This window comes from Moorena bouillonii PNG, assembly GCF_001942495.1.
GTDB classification, from domain to species: Bacteria; Cyanobacteriota; Cyanobacteriia; order Cyanobacteriales; family Coleofasciculaceae; genus Moorena; species Moorena bouillonii.
Map to the genome: position 1 here is coordinate 3,603,814 of NZ_MKZS01000001.1, position 14,080 is coordinate 3,617,893.

Below are 14,080 nucleotides of genomic sequence, written 5' to 3' on the forward strand. Positions count from 1 at the left end.
TTTTTTTTTGATACAATGATTATCGTCATCAAAAAAAACTGCTTATGATTATTGCTGTCGCCAGTCCGACCGGTGGCGGGAAAACCCACTGGATTGGTCAACAAATAGCCCAAACCAATAAACCTGTAGGTTATTTCAGTCCTCAAACCGATTCCATACCCATTGATGCAATATATCTCCAAAGTGAATACCCTCAACTAAAACTTTATCAGACAGGGCAAGAAGCGGAATTACACAAAACCATTACTTATCTAGAGATTCCCTGGTATTTGGATTTAGCAGGAATTGAACCTTTACTGCAAACTTTTAACGCCCATCGAGTAGCCATAATCCCCGGCGATACAGATAGTACAGAGTTAAATTCTTGGGCGGATGAAGTTATTCCAGGAAATAACATCACTAAGCCAACCACAGCTTTGCAGATTCATCGGGGGATTTTGACGGGGGAAATTTTAGATTTTGATAGTTTAGCTACTTTTTGGCTGGAACTTACTCAAGGTGCTTACGGTGAGGTAGTTCGGGTAAAAGGAATTTTCGACCTAGTGGATGGACAAATTTATTATGGTGACTTCATACTAGGGGAATCCGAATTAGCATTTAAACCTTTAAAATTACCCCGTTGGTTAAATGGTAAACCAGATCGTTTTAGTGGTTTTGAAATAGTAGGTAGTAATTTATATCAAGCTGAAATTGCTCAAACTGTCCGAGATTGCTGTCTTCCCGAATCGGCAATTAATTATTACCAACAACAAGTAAAAGAGTCTTTAGAAAGTGAACCAGAGGTAGAAGTGGTATGAAAATAGCAGTGATATCTTGTATCCATGGTAATTATGCAGCTTTAGATGCAGTTTTACTGGATATTGACGAACAAAAAGCAGAAAAGATTTATTGTCTGGGGGATTTAGTGGGTTATGGTCCCTATCCTAATGCCGTGGTGGAACAAATTCGTTCTTTAGATATTCCCACTGTACAGGGTTGTTGGGATGAAGATATTGTAGAAGGACTAAATGCTTGTGAATGTAGTTATCCTTCCCTGTTGGCGGAAAAAAGAGGTAAAATCGCCCACGAATGGACAAATAAGCACGTCAATCCCGAAGTTAGGGAATATTTATCCCAACTACCCCATACCTACAAAGAAGATAATCTCTGTTTCGTACATGGTAGTCCTAATAGCAACCACGAATATTTGTTACCCGAAATGGATGCTTTCACTGCTTTAGAAAGAGTTCTCTCCAGCGATGCAGATATATTATTTTGCGGACATACCCACTTTCCCTATGTCCGCACCCTAGATTCTGGACAATTACAGATTAAAGTTCGTCAACCCAGTAGAAACGAACAACCAACCATAAGTTTTAATAGTCCCCTGAAGCGAATTATCAATGTCGGTTCGGTAGGCGAACCCCGTCATGGTCGTCCCAATGCTACCTATGTTATCTATGACACGGAAACACAAGCAGTAGACTTGCGGGAAGTGGAGTATGACTATCAAACAACCTGCGCTGCCATCTTAGATGCTGGTTTACCACCGATTTTCGCTTGGCGTTTGGCTAGAGGTTTGGAATTTGCCGAAAAAGCCGACGATCCGACTCATGTGTGTGAGAGGTAAATTAAATTACTTAAATATTTAAATTGAAAATCAATGTGGGCAATTTTAAGCGGAATTGAAGGAAATATCGCAGCTTACGAAGCAGTGTTGGCAGATATCAAACGCCAGCGCGTTAAGGTGGAAGCATTGTATATTCTGGGCGATATCGTAGCAGCTAACCAAGATAGCGAACAAGTAATTAAACGAATTCAGAATCCTTTACCTGGAGAATTAGAACCCCAAGTATGCGTCGGCTGGTGGGAAGAACAATGCTTTGCTTTACACGGTTTGGGTTCGACAGCAGAACCGACAGAATTAATCGAGCGCTTTGGTAAAGAAACCGCTAAACTTCTTTGGGATTCGGTATCTCGCGAAACCGTACAGTGGTTACGCAACTGTCATTTTGGCTTCTTTGAATTCGATTGTTTGTTAATTCACGGTAGCACTGTTAGCGTCAGCGATGAGTTAACCCCCGAAACCCTACCCTGGGAAATGCTAGACCGCTTGCAAAGAGTCCAGGCAAATCATCTCTTTTGTGGTCGTTCGGGTCAAGTATTTGAATATCAACTACAAGGAGGTTCGGTAAATAGTTCGGTGATGACTTTAGATCGCCAGCAACCCGTGCAAACTATTACTGCACCCAAAAGAAGAGTTGTTGGTGTAGGAAATGTAGGCAAAGAACCAGGAAAGGCTACTTATACGCTTTATAGTCCAAATACCGATTTTCTAGAGTTTAAAACAGTTTTCTATGGCAATAAAAAGGGATATGGTAATTAGTTTCAGGTTGCTAAAGGTATGGCTAAGTGCATGCAACAGGTAGTCAGAGACAACTTTCTGGAAAAGGCTTTGCTGATTTTGGGTATGCTTTCGCCCCCCTAAATCCCCTAGCGAGGTATTTAGGGGGCTGTAATAAAATCAGATAATCGCGCATTCATTCCTTAATTCAGCTTTCCGGCAAAATTCCTCCCACATCTCAATACGTAGTATGAGTGCTTAAAGTTACCGTAAGATAGTGGAGCTTTTATGGTTAGTCGGTTATGCGCAAAAGGGTTAAATCTTTTGTAATAAAGCTCCACTATCTAAGGTTTCGTCTCCAGGGAGGAATTTTGCACAGAGTCTTTCGGGAGTGGGAGACGAGCTATAAAACTTCTGAGCAATTCTGAGTAAGTCATTCCTCTTCTGTCGGCCTCTTCCTGTAACTGCTTTTTTTCAAATTCGGTAACTCTAACTACAAGCTTTTTACTTTTCATTACGGGTTGACTTTTGTCGCCACGACTGCTAGATTAATAATAGGTCGAGAAACAGGAATTGACAACAATGAGAACAGCGTATCAATATCGGTTAAGGCTATCAAAATCACAGGAAGCAGAAATAGAAAGATGGCTTGATATGCTGCGACACCAATACAACTATCTATTGGCTGACAGATTTAACTGGGCCATATGAGCAAAATCGCTGTTCTATCAACTCCTGCCCTTTGATCTGCCACTTACCAGAGTTAAGAAACAACCCTGATTACTTTTCTCAAAAGAGAACTCTGCCTCAGTTAAAGAAAGATAGGCACTGGTACAAAACTATCCATGCTAATGTCTTACAAGATTGCGTTAAAAGGGTAGACCTGGCATTTAAAAGGTACCTGAAAGGCGATTGTAATGGGAAGAAGAGCGGTAGACCTAGATTTAAAGGCAAGAACAGGTACAAATCCTTAACTTTTTCCGCTTTCTCGAAAAATCCTATCCAAGGAAACAAGTTGAATCTACCTAAGTTTGGATGGGTCAAGATGGTTTATCATCGACCTATTCCAGACGGTTTTAAAATCAAAACTGCTACAGTCACACGTAAAGCCGATGGGTATTATGTGACCTTGTCGCTACAGGACGATACTGTTCCTAGTGTGATTCCCATAGAACAAGTATCAAACCCTATTGGGATAGACATGGGTCTCAAATCATTTTTGATCAAGTCCGATGGAACAGAGGTTCCTATCCCCCAGTATTATCGGAAAGCTCAAAAACGACTAAAGAGGATCCAAAAAACTGTCAGCAGATCTAAAAAAGGTAGTAACAATAGAAAAAAAATTGTCACTAAATTAGGGAAAGCTCACAAAAAGGTTGCTGACACTCGAAAAGATTTTCATTTTAAAACTGCGAAGGGTTTACTAGATAGTCATGTTCGCGTAGCGTCGCCTTCGGCGAATCTAATTGCTCACGAAAAGTTAAATATCAAAGGTTTGGCCAGAACTAAGATGGCTAAATCCATTTTTGACGCTGGTTGGGGTCAATTTCTGTCAATTCTATCAAGCAAAGCTGAAAATGCTGGTTTGATCACGAAGGCAGTAAATCCCAAAAATACCAGTCAAAACTGTTCCAGTTGTGGGACAAAAGTACCTAAAAAACTAAAAGATCGCATCCATTCTTGTCCTCACTGTGGATACACAGAAGACCGTGATGTGAATGCGGCAATCAACATATTGAAGTTGGCGGTGGGGCATCCCGTCGGAAATAAAGCTTCCCGAGTATCCGAGCCGATAGGTGGAGTTGGGAAGAAGCCTATACTGAACCTGCAAAGGTCAGTGTAGGAGTATGTCACCAACGCCCAAACGTCGCTGATAATTGCTATAGTAAAAAATATTAGTGCTTAATTGGTGACGGCTTAGCAGCTACCTTGATTTTGAATTTTGAAATCAGCCATGAGAGCAACCAAGGCATGTGACGTTTGATCAGGACAATCAGCTTGGCATAGTTTGTTATTACCTGTTCCCGTTGTCGTCGGGAAATAGCTTTAACAATTTGTTTGGCAGTTTGATCAGCAGAAATCAGAAGCCTGGGGGAAATAGGATCCTGCCAGTCTGAATGCCAAATGCCCTGATTGTCTAGCTGACGAATTTCAGTAGCAACGTACCCTGGACAAATGTGTGTGACCGACACTCCATGGGGAGCCAACTCTTGAGACAACGACTCACACAAAGCCCGCATCGCAAATTTACTCATACTATAGGGAGAATCGCCACTCAAGGCAAGGTAACTTTTTACGCTACTAATAATGACCAGTCTTCCTTTAGTTTTCTTGAGGTCATCTAAGGTCGCGTAGATGGTACTCAGTACCCCAAAAACATTGGTTTCCCACAGACGTCGATAGTCATTCACCCTGAGGTTTTCCAAATTACCCTTCAAAGACCAGCCAGCATTAGCAACAACGATATCAATTTTGCCGAAGTTACTACGGGCAAAGGTTGCCGCTTGATCAAGCTCACCATCCTTCGTCACATCACAGGGGATAGCAAGTACACGTTGACCATTAGGATCAATTTGTGAAGCTATGGTTTCTAATCGTTCTGCTCGCCGAGCTAGGAGTACCACATTGGCTCCTTCACGGGCTAATTCTTGAGCAACAGCTGCTCCAATGCCAGAAGAAGCTCCTGTGATTAGTGCCACTTGATCCTTAAAGTTGCTCATCTATTGCTTGCTTAAAGTTAATTTCAATATTGTGAGCTGGATTGTATTAAATAATAAAATTTTACTGTATAATTTAAAATCTTAAGATAAACACTCGCCTAGTTGAGCTTCAATCGGGTCGCGAACAATCTAACGATATCAGCCCCAAGTTACCGTCCCTAGTATAAGGTCTAATGAATCTGCCTGATTTTAAGGGTTAAATAAGTCAAATAATTCAGTTATCCCTAAGTCCTAAAAAATTTTGTGCCAAGGACTTGACACATTTGTAATATGTATGTAGTATAAAAGTAAGGTTAAAGAGAAAACATCGCGCTACAAGGAGGGATGCCCAATGATTCATGTTCGGTTTGAAGGTCGTTCCTACGACATTGCTGAAGGTCAGCTGGGTATAGCCAAAAGTATGAACGATACCGCTGTTAAACAGGAACTCGCGAAGTACTTTGATGTAGCCCCAGAGCGCTTTACCTCTTATGTCATTGACCGCAGTACCAACCGCAATCTGATTATCAGACCTGAAGCGGTTTATGGTTAAGGTTTATGCTTAAAAGGTGTTAAAAGGTTAAACCTTTTATCCTGTGCCCTAATCTCAAGAAGCCTACAAAGCTTTTGTTATAGCAGTCGCCAGGGCAGTTAGGACATGACAAAAGTCTCAAACCTAAGTAAGCGCAAGAGTTTGACTTCTGACTTCTGACTTCTGACTTCTGACTTCTGCTATAACTTGCACAGGAGCAATTGTTCCAAATTTCCCCCCGCGCCCTAACCGCTGAAGCTTACATACTACCGAATGCGAATCGGAAGGTTATAGGTTCGAATCCTATCAGCGGCGCTATTTGCCGCTGTAGCTCAAATGGATAGAGCATCATTTTATTAAAAGCTTTACTGACTTGCGCGGGGACCCTAATTCTAGTGGTTTTCACTGCCATAACTAAACAATTTAAAAATTAACTGAGTCACCTTCGCGCCCTGACCCGGAAAGCTTTCATACTCGCCAAATGGAAAGGCACTTGACTCATCATCGAGAATATGCGGGTTCAAATCCCGTGTGTGAAACAACGGCTTTCTGAACTTGCGCGAAAGGTAATTCAAAACACTGCTAATAAATCGTAGCTTAGTTGATTTATTTTAGGTAAATTTTTATTAATTATTCAACCTTCAACCTTTAACTAAACAACCCAATAACCAAATAACTAAACAACCAAGTAAATGGCGTTGCTGATTCTGGGTATGGTTTCGCCCCCCTAGCCCCCCAATTCTGGGGGGAACAAAACTCTTAAAGTCCCCCAAAGTTGGGGGATTTAGGGGGCTTTAATAAAACCAGATAATCGCGCATTCATTCCTTAATTCAGCAACGCCAAATAACTTATAAATTTATCCAGAAATTACATAGGACCATAGGAGGTGAATCCTATGAAAACTGAAGAGCGTGACCTGCGTTTAGAATTACTAAACAGTTTATTAACTACACCCCATCGTAAGCTGGAGCAAGTAACAGAACTGCACCAACTGATGGTAGAAATTGACCCAATTTTTTATGGTCACTTAGCGGTTTGGTACGAAAATCACGGGGATGTCCGTGACCACAAAGAGGTGTTTCTAGGTCATTTGTTGACTAGCAACTTGACCGAACACCGAGATGCTGGCTTTGTGATGCTGCAAAAATTCCCACCCTACCAGGTGGCACGAGTAGTGGATTTTATGAAGCAGCAGCGCAATAAGGTGCCTCGTTCGGCTCGGACAGCAGTGCGGCGCTACCTTAAAACACGGGAAAAGACTCCAGCCTTGTTTGACCGAGCAGCATTGCGGGGTCGAAAGGCGATGAAGCATCTCTATGCTAGTTTACATATTAAGCCTAGCCCTAGAGCAGATGCAGTCTTATTTAAGGATCATCCTCCAGAAGGTTCTTTAGCTTGGATACTCAAGCAGTTAGCGAAAACGGAAACTGCTGCTGAACAGGCGCAATTGATTGTTGAACATAAGATTCCCTACACCATCGCCATTGGTGCTGTGCGCTCTGTCACTCCTACGGTTTTGGTGGCGCTAATTAATTCCATGACACCCCAAGAGGTAATTAATAATCTTAAATCCCTCCAAGGGCGGGGTGCGATGGAACACCCACAGGTCAAGGAGTTGATTGAAGCAAAGCTAGAAGAGGCACAGACAAGCGATCGCGTTTCTGCGTTCAAGGCACAAGTTGCTGCTGAAGCTGCTCAGTTAGATACTCAAACTCTTGCTAAGTTAAAACAAGTTACCAATGAGCAAGTAAAGCGCAAAGGTACCATTACCAAGCCCACTGCTCTACTAGTGGACAAGTCCGGTTCAATGGACCAAGCCATTGAAGTTGGTAAACGGCTGGCAGCGCTAATCTCTGGTATTACTGAAGCTGAGCTGTTTGTCTATGCCTTTGATTACATGCCTTACCGAGTTAAGGCTCAAGGAAAAAAGTTGAGTGACTGGGAACATGCCTTCAGGCACATCAAGGCAGGAGGTGGGACTAGCGTTGGTTGTGGTTTAGAAGTAATGCGCTCTCGGAAACAGGCGGTTGACCAGATTATCTTGGTTACCGATGAAGGTGAAAACACAGCACCTTACTTTGCTGACGTTTACAAGAACTACTCTCGTGAATTGGGATTGATGCCCAATGTGATTATTGTCCGAGTTGGTTACTCCTACGACTGGGTAGAAAGTAAACTAAAGGAGCAACAGGTGCCAGTAGAAACCTTTACCTTTGCTGGAGATTACTATTCTCTACCAAACCTGGTTCCACTGATGACTCGTCCGTCACGGCTAGACTTATTGATGGAGATTCTGGAGACACCGCTACCGGTGCGAAATGATAAGTAGTCGCGATCATTTCAATAAATTTTAATGACTTGTGTGCCCTAACAGCCAGAGCTTACATACATAGTACGAGAGGAATAGTAACGTTACTCTAACGTAGCGGGCGTGAAGCGAAGAAGGCGCAAAGAACCCGGAATGTGGGCTTAGAGGTAGCCATCATTTAAAGAGTGTGTAGTAACTCACCGGCGGAGTTCCTTTTAAGTGACGAACGCTTTGGCTCTGGCGACTTGCACATTATAGCGCTACGCGCAAGGCAATAGGCATGCTAGCAATAGGCAATAGGCATGCTAGCAATAGGCAAAAGTAGACTAAAACTGCTTTTGCTGCTTGTATCAATGTCCTAACTTTAATGCGTAGTGCTTTAGATATAACCATAGAGCAGGATCATGGCAAATATCCTCGACCTCATCAATCAAATTGCTGCAAAGGAAGCACAACTGAGTGACAATCAATTCCTCGCTCCCTGTGTACGTGGGGGACGGGTAAGAACTCGTGTAGCTGGAATGATTTATACCTTCTCCCCTAAGCCTCGTAACTTTGAAGGATGGGGTATTTTTCAGCCAGTCAACGAGAAAGTGGCAACTGTGGTGGAAGAGCCAGATGTGTTTCAACTTGATGAGTATTGGCAACTGCTCCAACCGTTGCGTTTACGACTAGCTTATCAATTGTCGGGAAAGACCTGGCTAGGGTATCCAGTCAATGAATCGGATGCTCGTCAGCGCTTTGGCACGGTTAAACCTATTCCTATCCATCTGGTAGAGGGCGGGGTAGCCTTTGAACAAGTGGTAGCTCGTGGGGATGGTAAGGCTTGGTGGTTTCAGCAGCTTGACCGTAAGGGAGATCCGTTACTAGCAGAACAACTTAGAGAGCAGTTAAAGCAAGTAACACCACCTGAAGAACTGGATGTAAAGGGGCTGACACCAGAAATGAGAATAGTTTATGACTTGGTAACACAACAGAGTAAAGATTTTAAAGCTAAAGCTCTGCATCAACGGGATCACAGAAGGCTGGAGCAAGCTTTGGAAATGGGTGGGGGAGCACTGCAACAGTTCCATGACCGGGGAGAATTCTGGCAAGTGCGCTGGAGCACTGCTGACGGTAAACACCACATATCAGCGATATCTAAACAGGATCTGACTGTAATCAGTTCCGGGATTTGTCTAAGTGGACGCGATCGCGATTTTGATTTACAGTCCTTGGTTGGCGTGATTGAGGCACGAGATAATTGGGATTAGCATGATGTCAATTTTTTTCCACGAACAACTCTACCGTACCTCCGAAGTCATGGCCCAGTTACGTGACTACCCCGTTACCGTGTGTGGTGCCGGAGCACTTGGAGCCAATATTACCGAAAATTTAGCTCGTTCAGGGTTTGGAAAGCTTAAGGTTATTGATTGCGATCGCATTGAAGAACGCAATCTTTCTACCCAACCCTACTACCGCTCTGATATTGGTGCCCATAAAGCCAAAATCCTCGCCCATTCTCTCTACCAAGCGGTTGGGGTAAAATTAGAGGCTAAGGTCAAGGAATTAACTAAAGCTAATACCAAACAATTACTGAAGAATTCTACTTTAGTCATTGACACCTTTGATAACAGTGTCGCTCGTCAAGCTGTAAAAGATTACTGTGATAGTTCCCAAACCCCTTGTCTTCATGTTGGGTTAGCAGAAGACTATAGTGAAATCATTTGGAATGAAAATTATCGAGTGCCTTCCCCAGTTAATGATGATATTTGTGATTATCCATTAGCTCGTAATTTAGTGCTAATGACTACAGCAGTTGCTACTGAAGTGATCATTGAATTTATTAGCACAACGAAAAAACTCGACTTCACCTTCACCTTGAAAGATTTAACTATCAAGCCGATATTATAATCCGGTCATCTACCTCGCCCTTGGGGTTTTAGGGAACAGGGAACAGGGAACAGGGAACAGGGAACAGGGAACAGGGAACAGGGAACAGGGAACAGGGAACAGGGAACAGGGAACAGGGAACAGGGAACAGGGAACAGGGAATAGCGCTGCATTGCTATTCCCTTTTGCCTTTTGCCTCTTGCCTCTTGCCTTAATAGGATAACTAATATCCCTAAAACGTTGCTAATAAGCGATGCAGCGCGGTCTTGGGGGTTTCCCCCACTCGCTATTGCATCAAGACATTGCTAGATCTCTACTAATTCTTTATCCATCAACTTAGGATTAGTATCAACTAACTGTCTTTCAATTTCATCCCGGACAATTTGACGATATTCAAGAAAGTGTTCGTTGTGAGCGCATAGAGTAAGGTAATGTTCCCACACAGCTGGATTGTGCCTGAAAATACCAAATAAATGATGCCAGAATTTCCAGCGAGTACTACGCTTAAACCCTTGACGCCAAATTACAGTCCCCAGAGCTTTCAAATCTACCAAATCCGGCATTTTGAATGGGGCTTTGCATTTAGGGGGGCCAAGCTTTAAAAAACATTGATAGGCACGGTCTATATAGCGCTCAGGTTCGTATAGCGTCCAGAATGCTTCGATGTATTCTTGAGCAATCTCCTCAATGGGACGAGTAGGAACAAAGTTCATTAGGGTGGTTTGATTGATATCTTTTTTAGTGTTATCTCGCAAACGCCCTTCTTTCTCTAAACGATTCCATAGAGCAGTATTGGGTAACGCCTGTAACATGCCAAACATGGCTGTAGGGATAGCAGCCTGTTCAACAAAACTAATAATACGGGAACCTGCTCCTTGTTTCTCTCCATCAAAACCAATAATAAACCCTGCCATTGGTCGCAATCCCGCACGAATTATTTTATCTACATCATCCGTTAGAGAGCTACGAGTATTTTGGAATTTTTTGGTTAGTTTAAGGCTTTCTTCGTCCGGTGTTTCAATTCCTAAAAAGACAGCATCAAAGTTAGACTCTACCATCAAGTCCATCAATTCTGAATCCGCAGCTAGGTCTACAGATGCCTCAGTATTAAATCGGAAGGGATAGTGATGGTCTTTTTGCCATACTTTTAGCTCTTTCAGAAGTAGCTTAACGTTACGCTTATTCCCAATAAAATTGTCATCCACCATAAAGATCCCACGCCGCCAGCCTAAGTCATAGAGATAATCCAATTCCTTGAGAAGCTGGGCTGGTTCCTTTGTTCTCGATTTGCGGCCATAGAGAACAATGATGTCACAAAATTCACACTGAAAAGGACATCCGCGCGAAAACTGGACTGACATTGAATCATAGGCATCAAGCTCTAACAAATCATAGCGGGGAATCGGGGTTTGAGTGACATCCGGTTTCTCTGTAGTGCGAAACGTTCCACTAGTTTCCCCTCGCTGTAAAGCTTCTACAAACATCGGTAGGGTGATTTCTCCTTCATCTAGGATGAGAAAATCCACCCCTGCCTTCTTTCCTTCTTCTGGTAAAGACGTAGGATAAGGTCCCCCAAATGCCACTAATTTACCACGTCGTTTGGCTTCTTTAATTTGGTTTAGGGCATCGGTTTTTTGGACAATCATCGCTGAGATTATCACCAGATCTGCCCATTCAAATTCTGCTTCGGTTACGTCTCGGATATTGCGGTCAACGAGTTTAAATTCCCAGTCTTGAGGTAATAATGCAGCAACAGTAATTAGACCTAAGGGTGGCAATAAAACTTTGCGATTAACTAATTCAAGGATTTTGTCATAAGACCAAAAGGTTTTCGGAAATAGCGGATACAGTAATAAAACTCGCATTTAGAGAAATCCTCACACACATGGCCACAGGGCTTATAGCAATCGTACATCCTAAGTAAGTAAGTATTCAGCTATCAGTCATCAGCTATCAGCTATCAGTCATCAGCTATCAGTCATCAGCTATCAGCTATCAGCTATCAGCTATCAGTCATCAGCTATCAGCTATCAGCTTATGGGTTAGGTCACAGGCTTCTAGCCTGTGCCACGCTACTAGATCGGTACTTTTGAATAAAATAACCATGATAGCTGACCACTGACTGCTGACTGCTGACCGCTGACCTAGGGTTTTAATTACGGGTGCAATTATTCTCTACACCCCAGACCAAGTAACAAGGTCGGTCCCGACACCCTTAGGAGCTAAAAAGGCTGCTTGTTACCCCCTGAGGTTCACTTACTTACTCTGGTTAGTCTGCTGGTAAGTCTGCCAAGAAAGTTTTACGATTGCCAGATTCCGCCATAAAGTGCTTCTGCGGTTTCGGTTAGAGCGATTCTGGTCAAAGCGGTTGATGTATGTGAGGATGCGATCGCATTCTGTGGTGCTAACTATACTACAACCCTGGCTCAGTAAATCATCCACTGAAGTAAATCTACCCTTAGGAGTATACCAACTTGACCCCAATTTGGCAGTCTGACCGTTGGGATAATTCCAAGATGACCCCAATTTGGCAGTCTGACCGTTGGGATAATTCCAAGATGACCCCAATTTCGCTGTTTCCCCATTTGGCCAGTTTAAAAAAGAGCTCTGACCTTGCCTAGGACGTTTGCAGGTAACTGCCCGTAAACCTTTAATCATACCCACAAAGCTTTTTGCCTCTTCTGTCATGCTGGCTAGTTCTGCCATTACAGTTAGGTCGAAGCAATCTTGAGAAGAAGTTTGTAGTGACTCAATACTTGATGAAGGTAAGTTACTATTTCCACAGTACTTATATTCTAGGGTAGCTAGATTATCCCTATCTAAGTTTTCGCGAATCGCCAAGCGACGCACAGCACGAATCTCCCTACATTGATTAGATTCAGCAGATACGTTATTAGTTCCTAAGCCAATAGTACATAAGGTTAAGAGTGATAATAACACTCGAATCGGATATTTCATGGAGATGAATCTTCCTGAACACATCAATAGTCTGAACAGCCAAGATTATCAAAGACCCTGACTTCTCACTGGCTAGTAGAGACGTTGGATGATATCAAAAGTTTCACCATTGAAATAATTTTAGTCGCGATTCAATCCTAAGGATTGAGCTGTCAGCTATTAGCTATCAAAAGTTATGTTTAGGGACTTATAGCAGTTCTCAATAAATTTAGTATAGGGTTTTAATTAGGGCTCCAATTATTCACTAAATCCTACACCCAGTGCCAAGCTAGGCACTGAAACCCTTACTAGTTTAAAAGCCTGCTTGTTACTCCTTGAGGCTTAATCAGCTACTCTAGTAAGCCTGTCAAGAATTTGCATGATTGACAAATCCCGTAAAAAATAGTCTCTGCTGGTAATTTCAGAGCGGTTCGAGTCATAGCTGTTCCGGTCATAGCGGTTCCGCTCAGAGGGGTTAATGTGTGTGAGAATGCGATCGCATTCTGTGGTGCCAACTATACTACAACCCTGGCTCAGTAAACTATCCACTGAAGTAGTCCTACCCTTAGGGGTATACCAACGTGACCCCAATTGGGCAGTCTGACCGTTAGGATACTTCCACGAACCTGATGACCCGAATTTGGCAGTCTTTCCGTTGGGATACTTCAATTGTGACCCGAATTTAGCAGTCGTTCCGTTAGTATACTTCCATTTTGATCCCAATTTGGCAGTCGTTCCGTTGGGATACTTCCATTTTGACCCTGATTTGGCTGTTGCCCCATTTGGCCACTCTAACGAAGATCTCTGACCTTGCCTAGGACCGTTGCAGATAACTTGCTTTAAACTTTCAATCGTACCCAAAAAGCTTCTTCCCTCTTCTGTCATGCTGGCTAGTTTTGCCATGGCGGTCAGGTCGAAGCAATCTTGAGAGGAATTTCGTGGTGACTGAATACTTGATGAACGTCGGTTACTCTGTCTACAGTAGTTATATTCTAGGGTAGCTAGATTATCGCTATCTAAGTTTTCGCTAATCGCCAAGCGACGCACAGCACGAATCTCGCCACATCGATTCGATTGAGCAGATACGTTATCGGTCCCTAAGCCAATAGTACATAGGGTCAGGAGTGATAATAACATTGGCACCGGATATTTCATGAACATCAATCTTCCTCAAAACATCAATAGTCTGAACAGCTAGGATGATCAAATGCCCTAGCTTCTGGCCAGGGCAAACGCATCTAAATTATAGAAGTCTTACTCATAAAAGATTTCAAAATTAATAAGCAAAAATACTTATCGCCTGAATTTCATATCCAGTAGGCATTTCAAAATAAGATGCGAATACCGCTGCTTCTGGCTGACTACTACAGACGTTAGATGATATCAAAAGTTTCAGCGGCGAAATAAT

Annotated in this window: 13 protein-coding genes, 1 tRNA gene, 1 pseudogene and 1 other annotated feature; of the genes and pseudogenes, 9 read left to right on the forward strand and 6 right to left on the reverse strand. The window is 42.8% G+C overall.

Annotation, left to right across the window (positions count from 1 at the left end; genetic code table 11):
• The first annotated feature begins 44 nt into the window (after positions 1 to 44).
• Genes BJP37_RS14705 through BJP37_RS14715 form a run of 3 tightly spaced genes read left to right on the forward strand, consistent with a single transcriptional unit; the run spans position 45 to position 2,365 of the window.
• On the forward strand, positions 45 to 797 hold the full coding sequence (locus tag BJP37_RS14705) for a GTPase, G3E family protein (protein ID WP_075899823.1): 753 nt from the start codon (positions 45 to 47) through the stop codon (positions 795 to 797).
• The gene (locus BJP37_RS14710) at positions 794 to 1,609 is read left to right on the forward strand and encodes a metallophosphoesterase family protein (RefSeq protein ID WP_075899825.1); all 816 of its coding nucleotides are present in this window, start codon (positions 794 to 796) and stop codon (positions 1,607 to 1,609) included. Before BJP37_RS14705 ends, BJP37_RS14710 begins: the two co-directional genes overlap by 4 nt.
• A 33-nt stretch (positions 1,610 to 1,642) precedes the next feature.
• Positions 1,643 to 2,365, forward strand: coding sequence for a metallophosphoesterase family protein (locus BJP37_RS14715; RefSeq protein WP_075899827.1), 723 nt, complete (start codon positions 1,643 to 1,645; stop codon positions 2,363 to 2,365).
• A gap of 302 nt (positions 2,366 to 2,667) precedes the next feature.
• Here BJP37_RS14715 and BJP37_RS41090 read toward each other — a convergent pair whose 3' ends face one another.
• Complete coding sequence (locus BJP37_RS41090; RefSeq protein WP_198954050.1) at positions 2,668 to 2,838, reverse strand: plasmid mobilization protein; 171 nt, start codon at positions 2,836 to 2,838, stop codon at positions 2,668 to 2,670.
• A 67-nt stretch (positions 2,839 to 2,905) separates the two neighbouring features.
• Here BJP37_RS41090 and BJP37_RS14720 point away from each other — a divergent pair.
• Positions 2,906 to 4,166 (forward strand): annotated as a pseudogene (locus BJP37_RS14720) (RNA-guided endonuclease InsQ/TnpB family protein).
• Positions 4,167 to 4,218: 52 nt separating this feature from the next.
• Here the strand turns inward: BJP37_RS14720 and BJP37_RS14725 are convergent.
• Positions 4,219 to 5,043 carry an SDR family oxidoreductase gene (locus BJP37_RS14725; RefSeq protein ID WP_075899829.1) on the reverse strand — a complete coding sequence of 275 codons (825 nt, stop codon included), beginning with the start codon at positions 5,041 to 5,043 and terminating at the stop codon, positions 4,219 to 4,221.
• Positions 5,044 to 5,374: 331 nt separating this feature from the next.
• Here BJP37_RS14725 and BJP37_RS14730 point away from each other — a divergent pair, with 331 nt between their 5' ends.
• The 5 genes from BJP37_RS14730 (at position 5,375) to BJP37_RS14745 (ending at position 9,756) form a co-directional block, all read left to right on the forward strand.
• Complete coding sequence (locus BJP37_RS14730; RefSeq protein ID WP_075899831.1) at positions 5,375 to 5,575, forward strand: hypothetical protein; 201 nt, start codon at positions 5,375 to 5,377, stop codon at positions 5,573 to 5,575.
• Positions 5,576 to 6,021: 446 nt separating this feature from the next.
• Positions 6,022 to 6,093: transfer RNA gene (locus tag BJP37_RS39235), tRNA-Met, on the forward strand.
• Between the two features lie 357 nt (positions 6,094 to 6,450).
• Positions 6,451 to 7,884 carry a vWA domain-containing protein gene (locus BJP37_RS14735; protein ID WP_075899833.1) on the forward strand — a complete coding sequence of 478 codons (1,434 nt, stop codon included), beginning with the start codon at positions 6,451 to 6,453 and terminating at the stop codon, positions 7,882 to 7,884.
• Positions 7,885 to 7,995: 111 nt separating this feature from the next.
• Positions 7,996 to 8,080, forward strand: a sequence feature (23S ribosomal RNA rRNA prediction is too short).
• Positions 8,081 to 8,267: 187 nt separating this feature from the next.
• Positions 8,268 to 9,116, forward strand: coding sequence for a hypothetical protein (locus BJP37_RS14740; RefSeq protein ID WP_075899835.1), 849 nt, complete (start codon positions 8,268 to 8,270; stop codon positions 9,114 to 9,116).
• 4 nt (positions 9,117 to 9,120) lie between these two features.
• Entirely contained in the window at positions 9,121 to 9,756 is a 636-nt protein-coding gene (locus BJP37_RS14745) for a ThiF family adenylyltransferase (protein WP_075906101.1), read from the forward strand.
• 5 nt (positions 9,757 to 9,761) lie between these two features.
• Here the strand turns inward: BJP37_RS14745 and BJP37_RS39240 are convergent, their stop codons facing one another.
• The 4 genes from BJP37_RS39240 to BJP37_RS14765 all read right to left on the reverse strand — a co-directional run bounded on the left by BJP37_RS39240 (position 9,762) and on the right by BJP37_RS14765 (position 13,833).
• Positions 9,762 to 9,908, reverse strand: coding sequence for a hypothetical protein (locus tag BJP37_RS39240; protein WP_158069588.1), 147 nt, complete (start codon positions 9,906 to 9,908; stop codon positions 9,762 to 9,764).
• A gap of 132 nt (positions 9,909 to 10,040) precedes the next feature.
• Positions 10,041 to 11,600 (reverse strand): B12-binding domain-containing radical SAM protein, encoded by a 1,560-nt coding sequence (locus BJP37_RS14750; RefSeq protein WP_075899837.1) that lies wholly within the window; start codon positions 11,598 to 11,600, stop codon positions 10,041 to 10,043.
• Between the two features lie 391 nt (positions 11,601 to 11,991).
• On the reverse strand, positions 11,992 to 12,693 hold the full coding sequence (locus BJP37_RS14760) for a hypothetical protein (RefSeq protein WP_075899839.1): 702 nt from the start codon (positions 12,691 to 12,693) through the stop codon (positions 11,992 to 11,994).
• Positions 12,694 to 13,014: 321 nt separating this feature from the next.
• A complete protein-coding gene (locus BJP37_RS14765) occupies positions 13,015 to 13,833 on the reverse strand; it encodes a hypothetical protein (protein ID WP_143727618.1) in 819 nt (272 codons plus the stop codon).
• Positions 13,834 to 14,080: the final 247 nt, after the last annotated feature.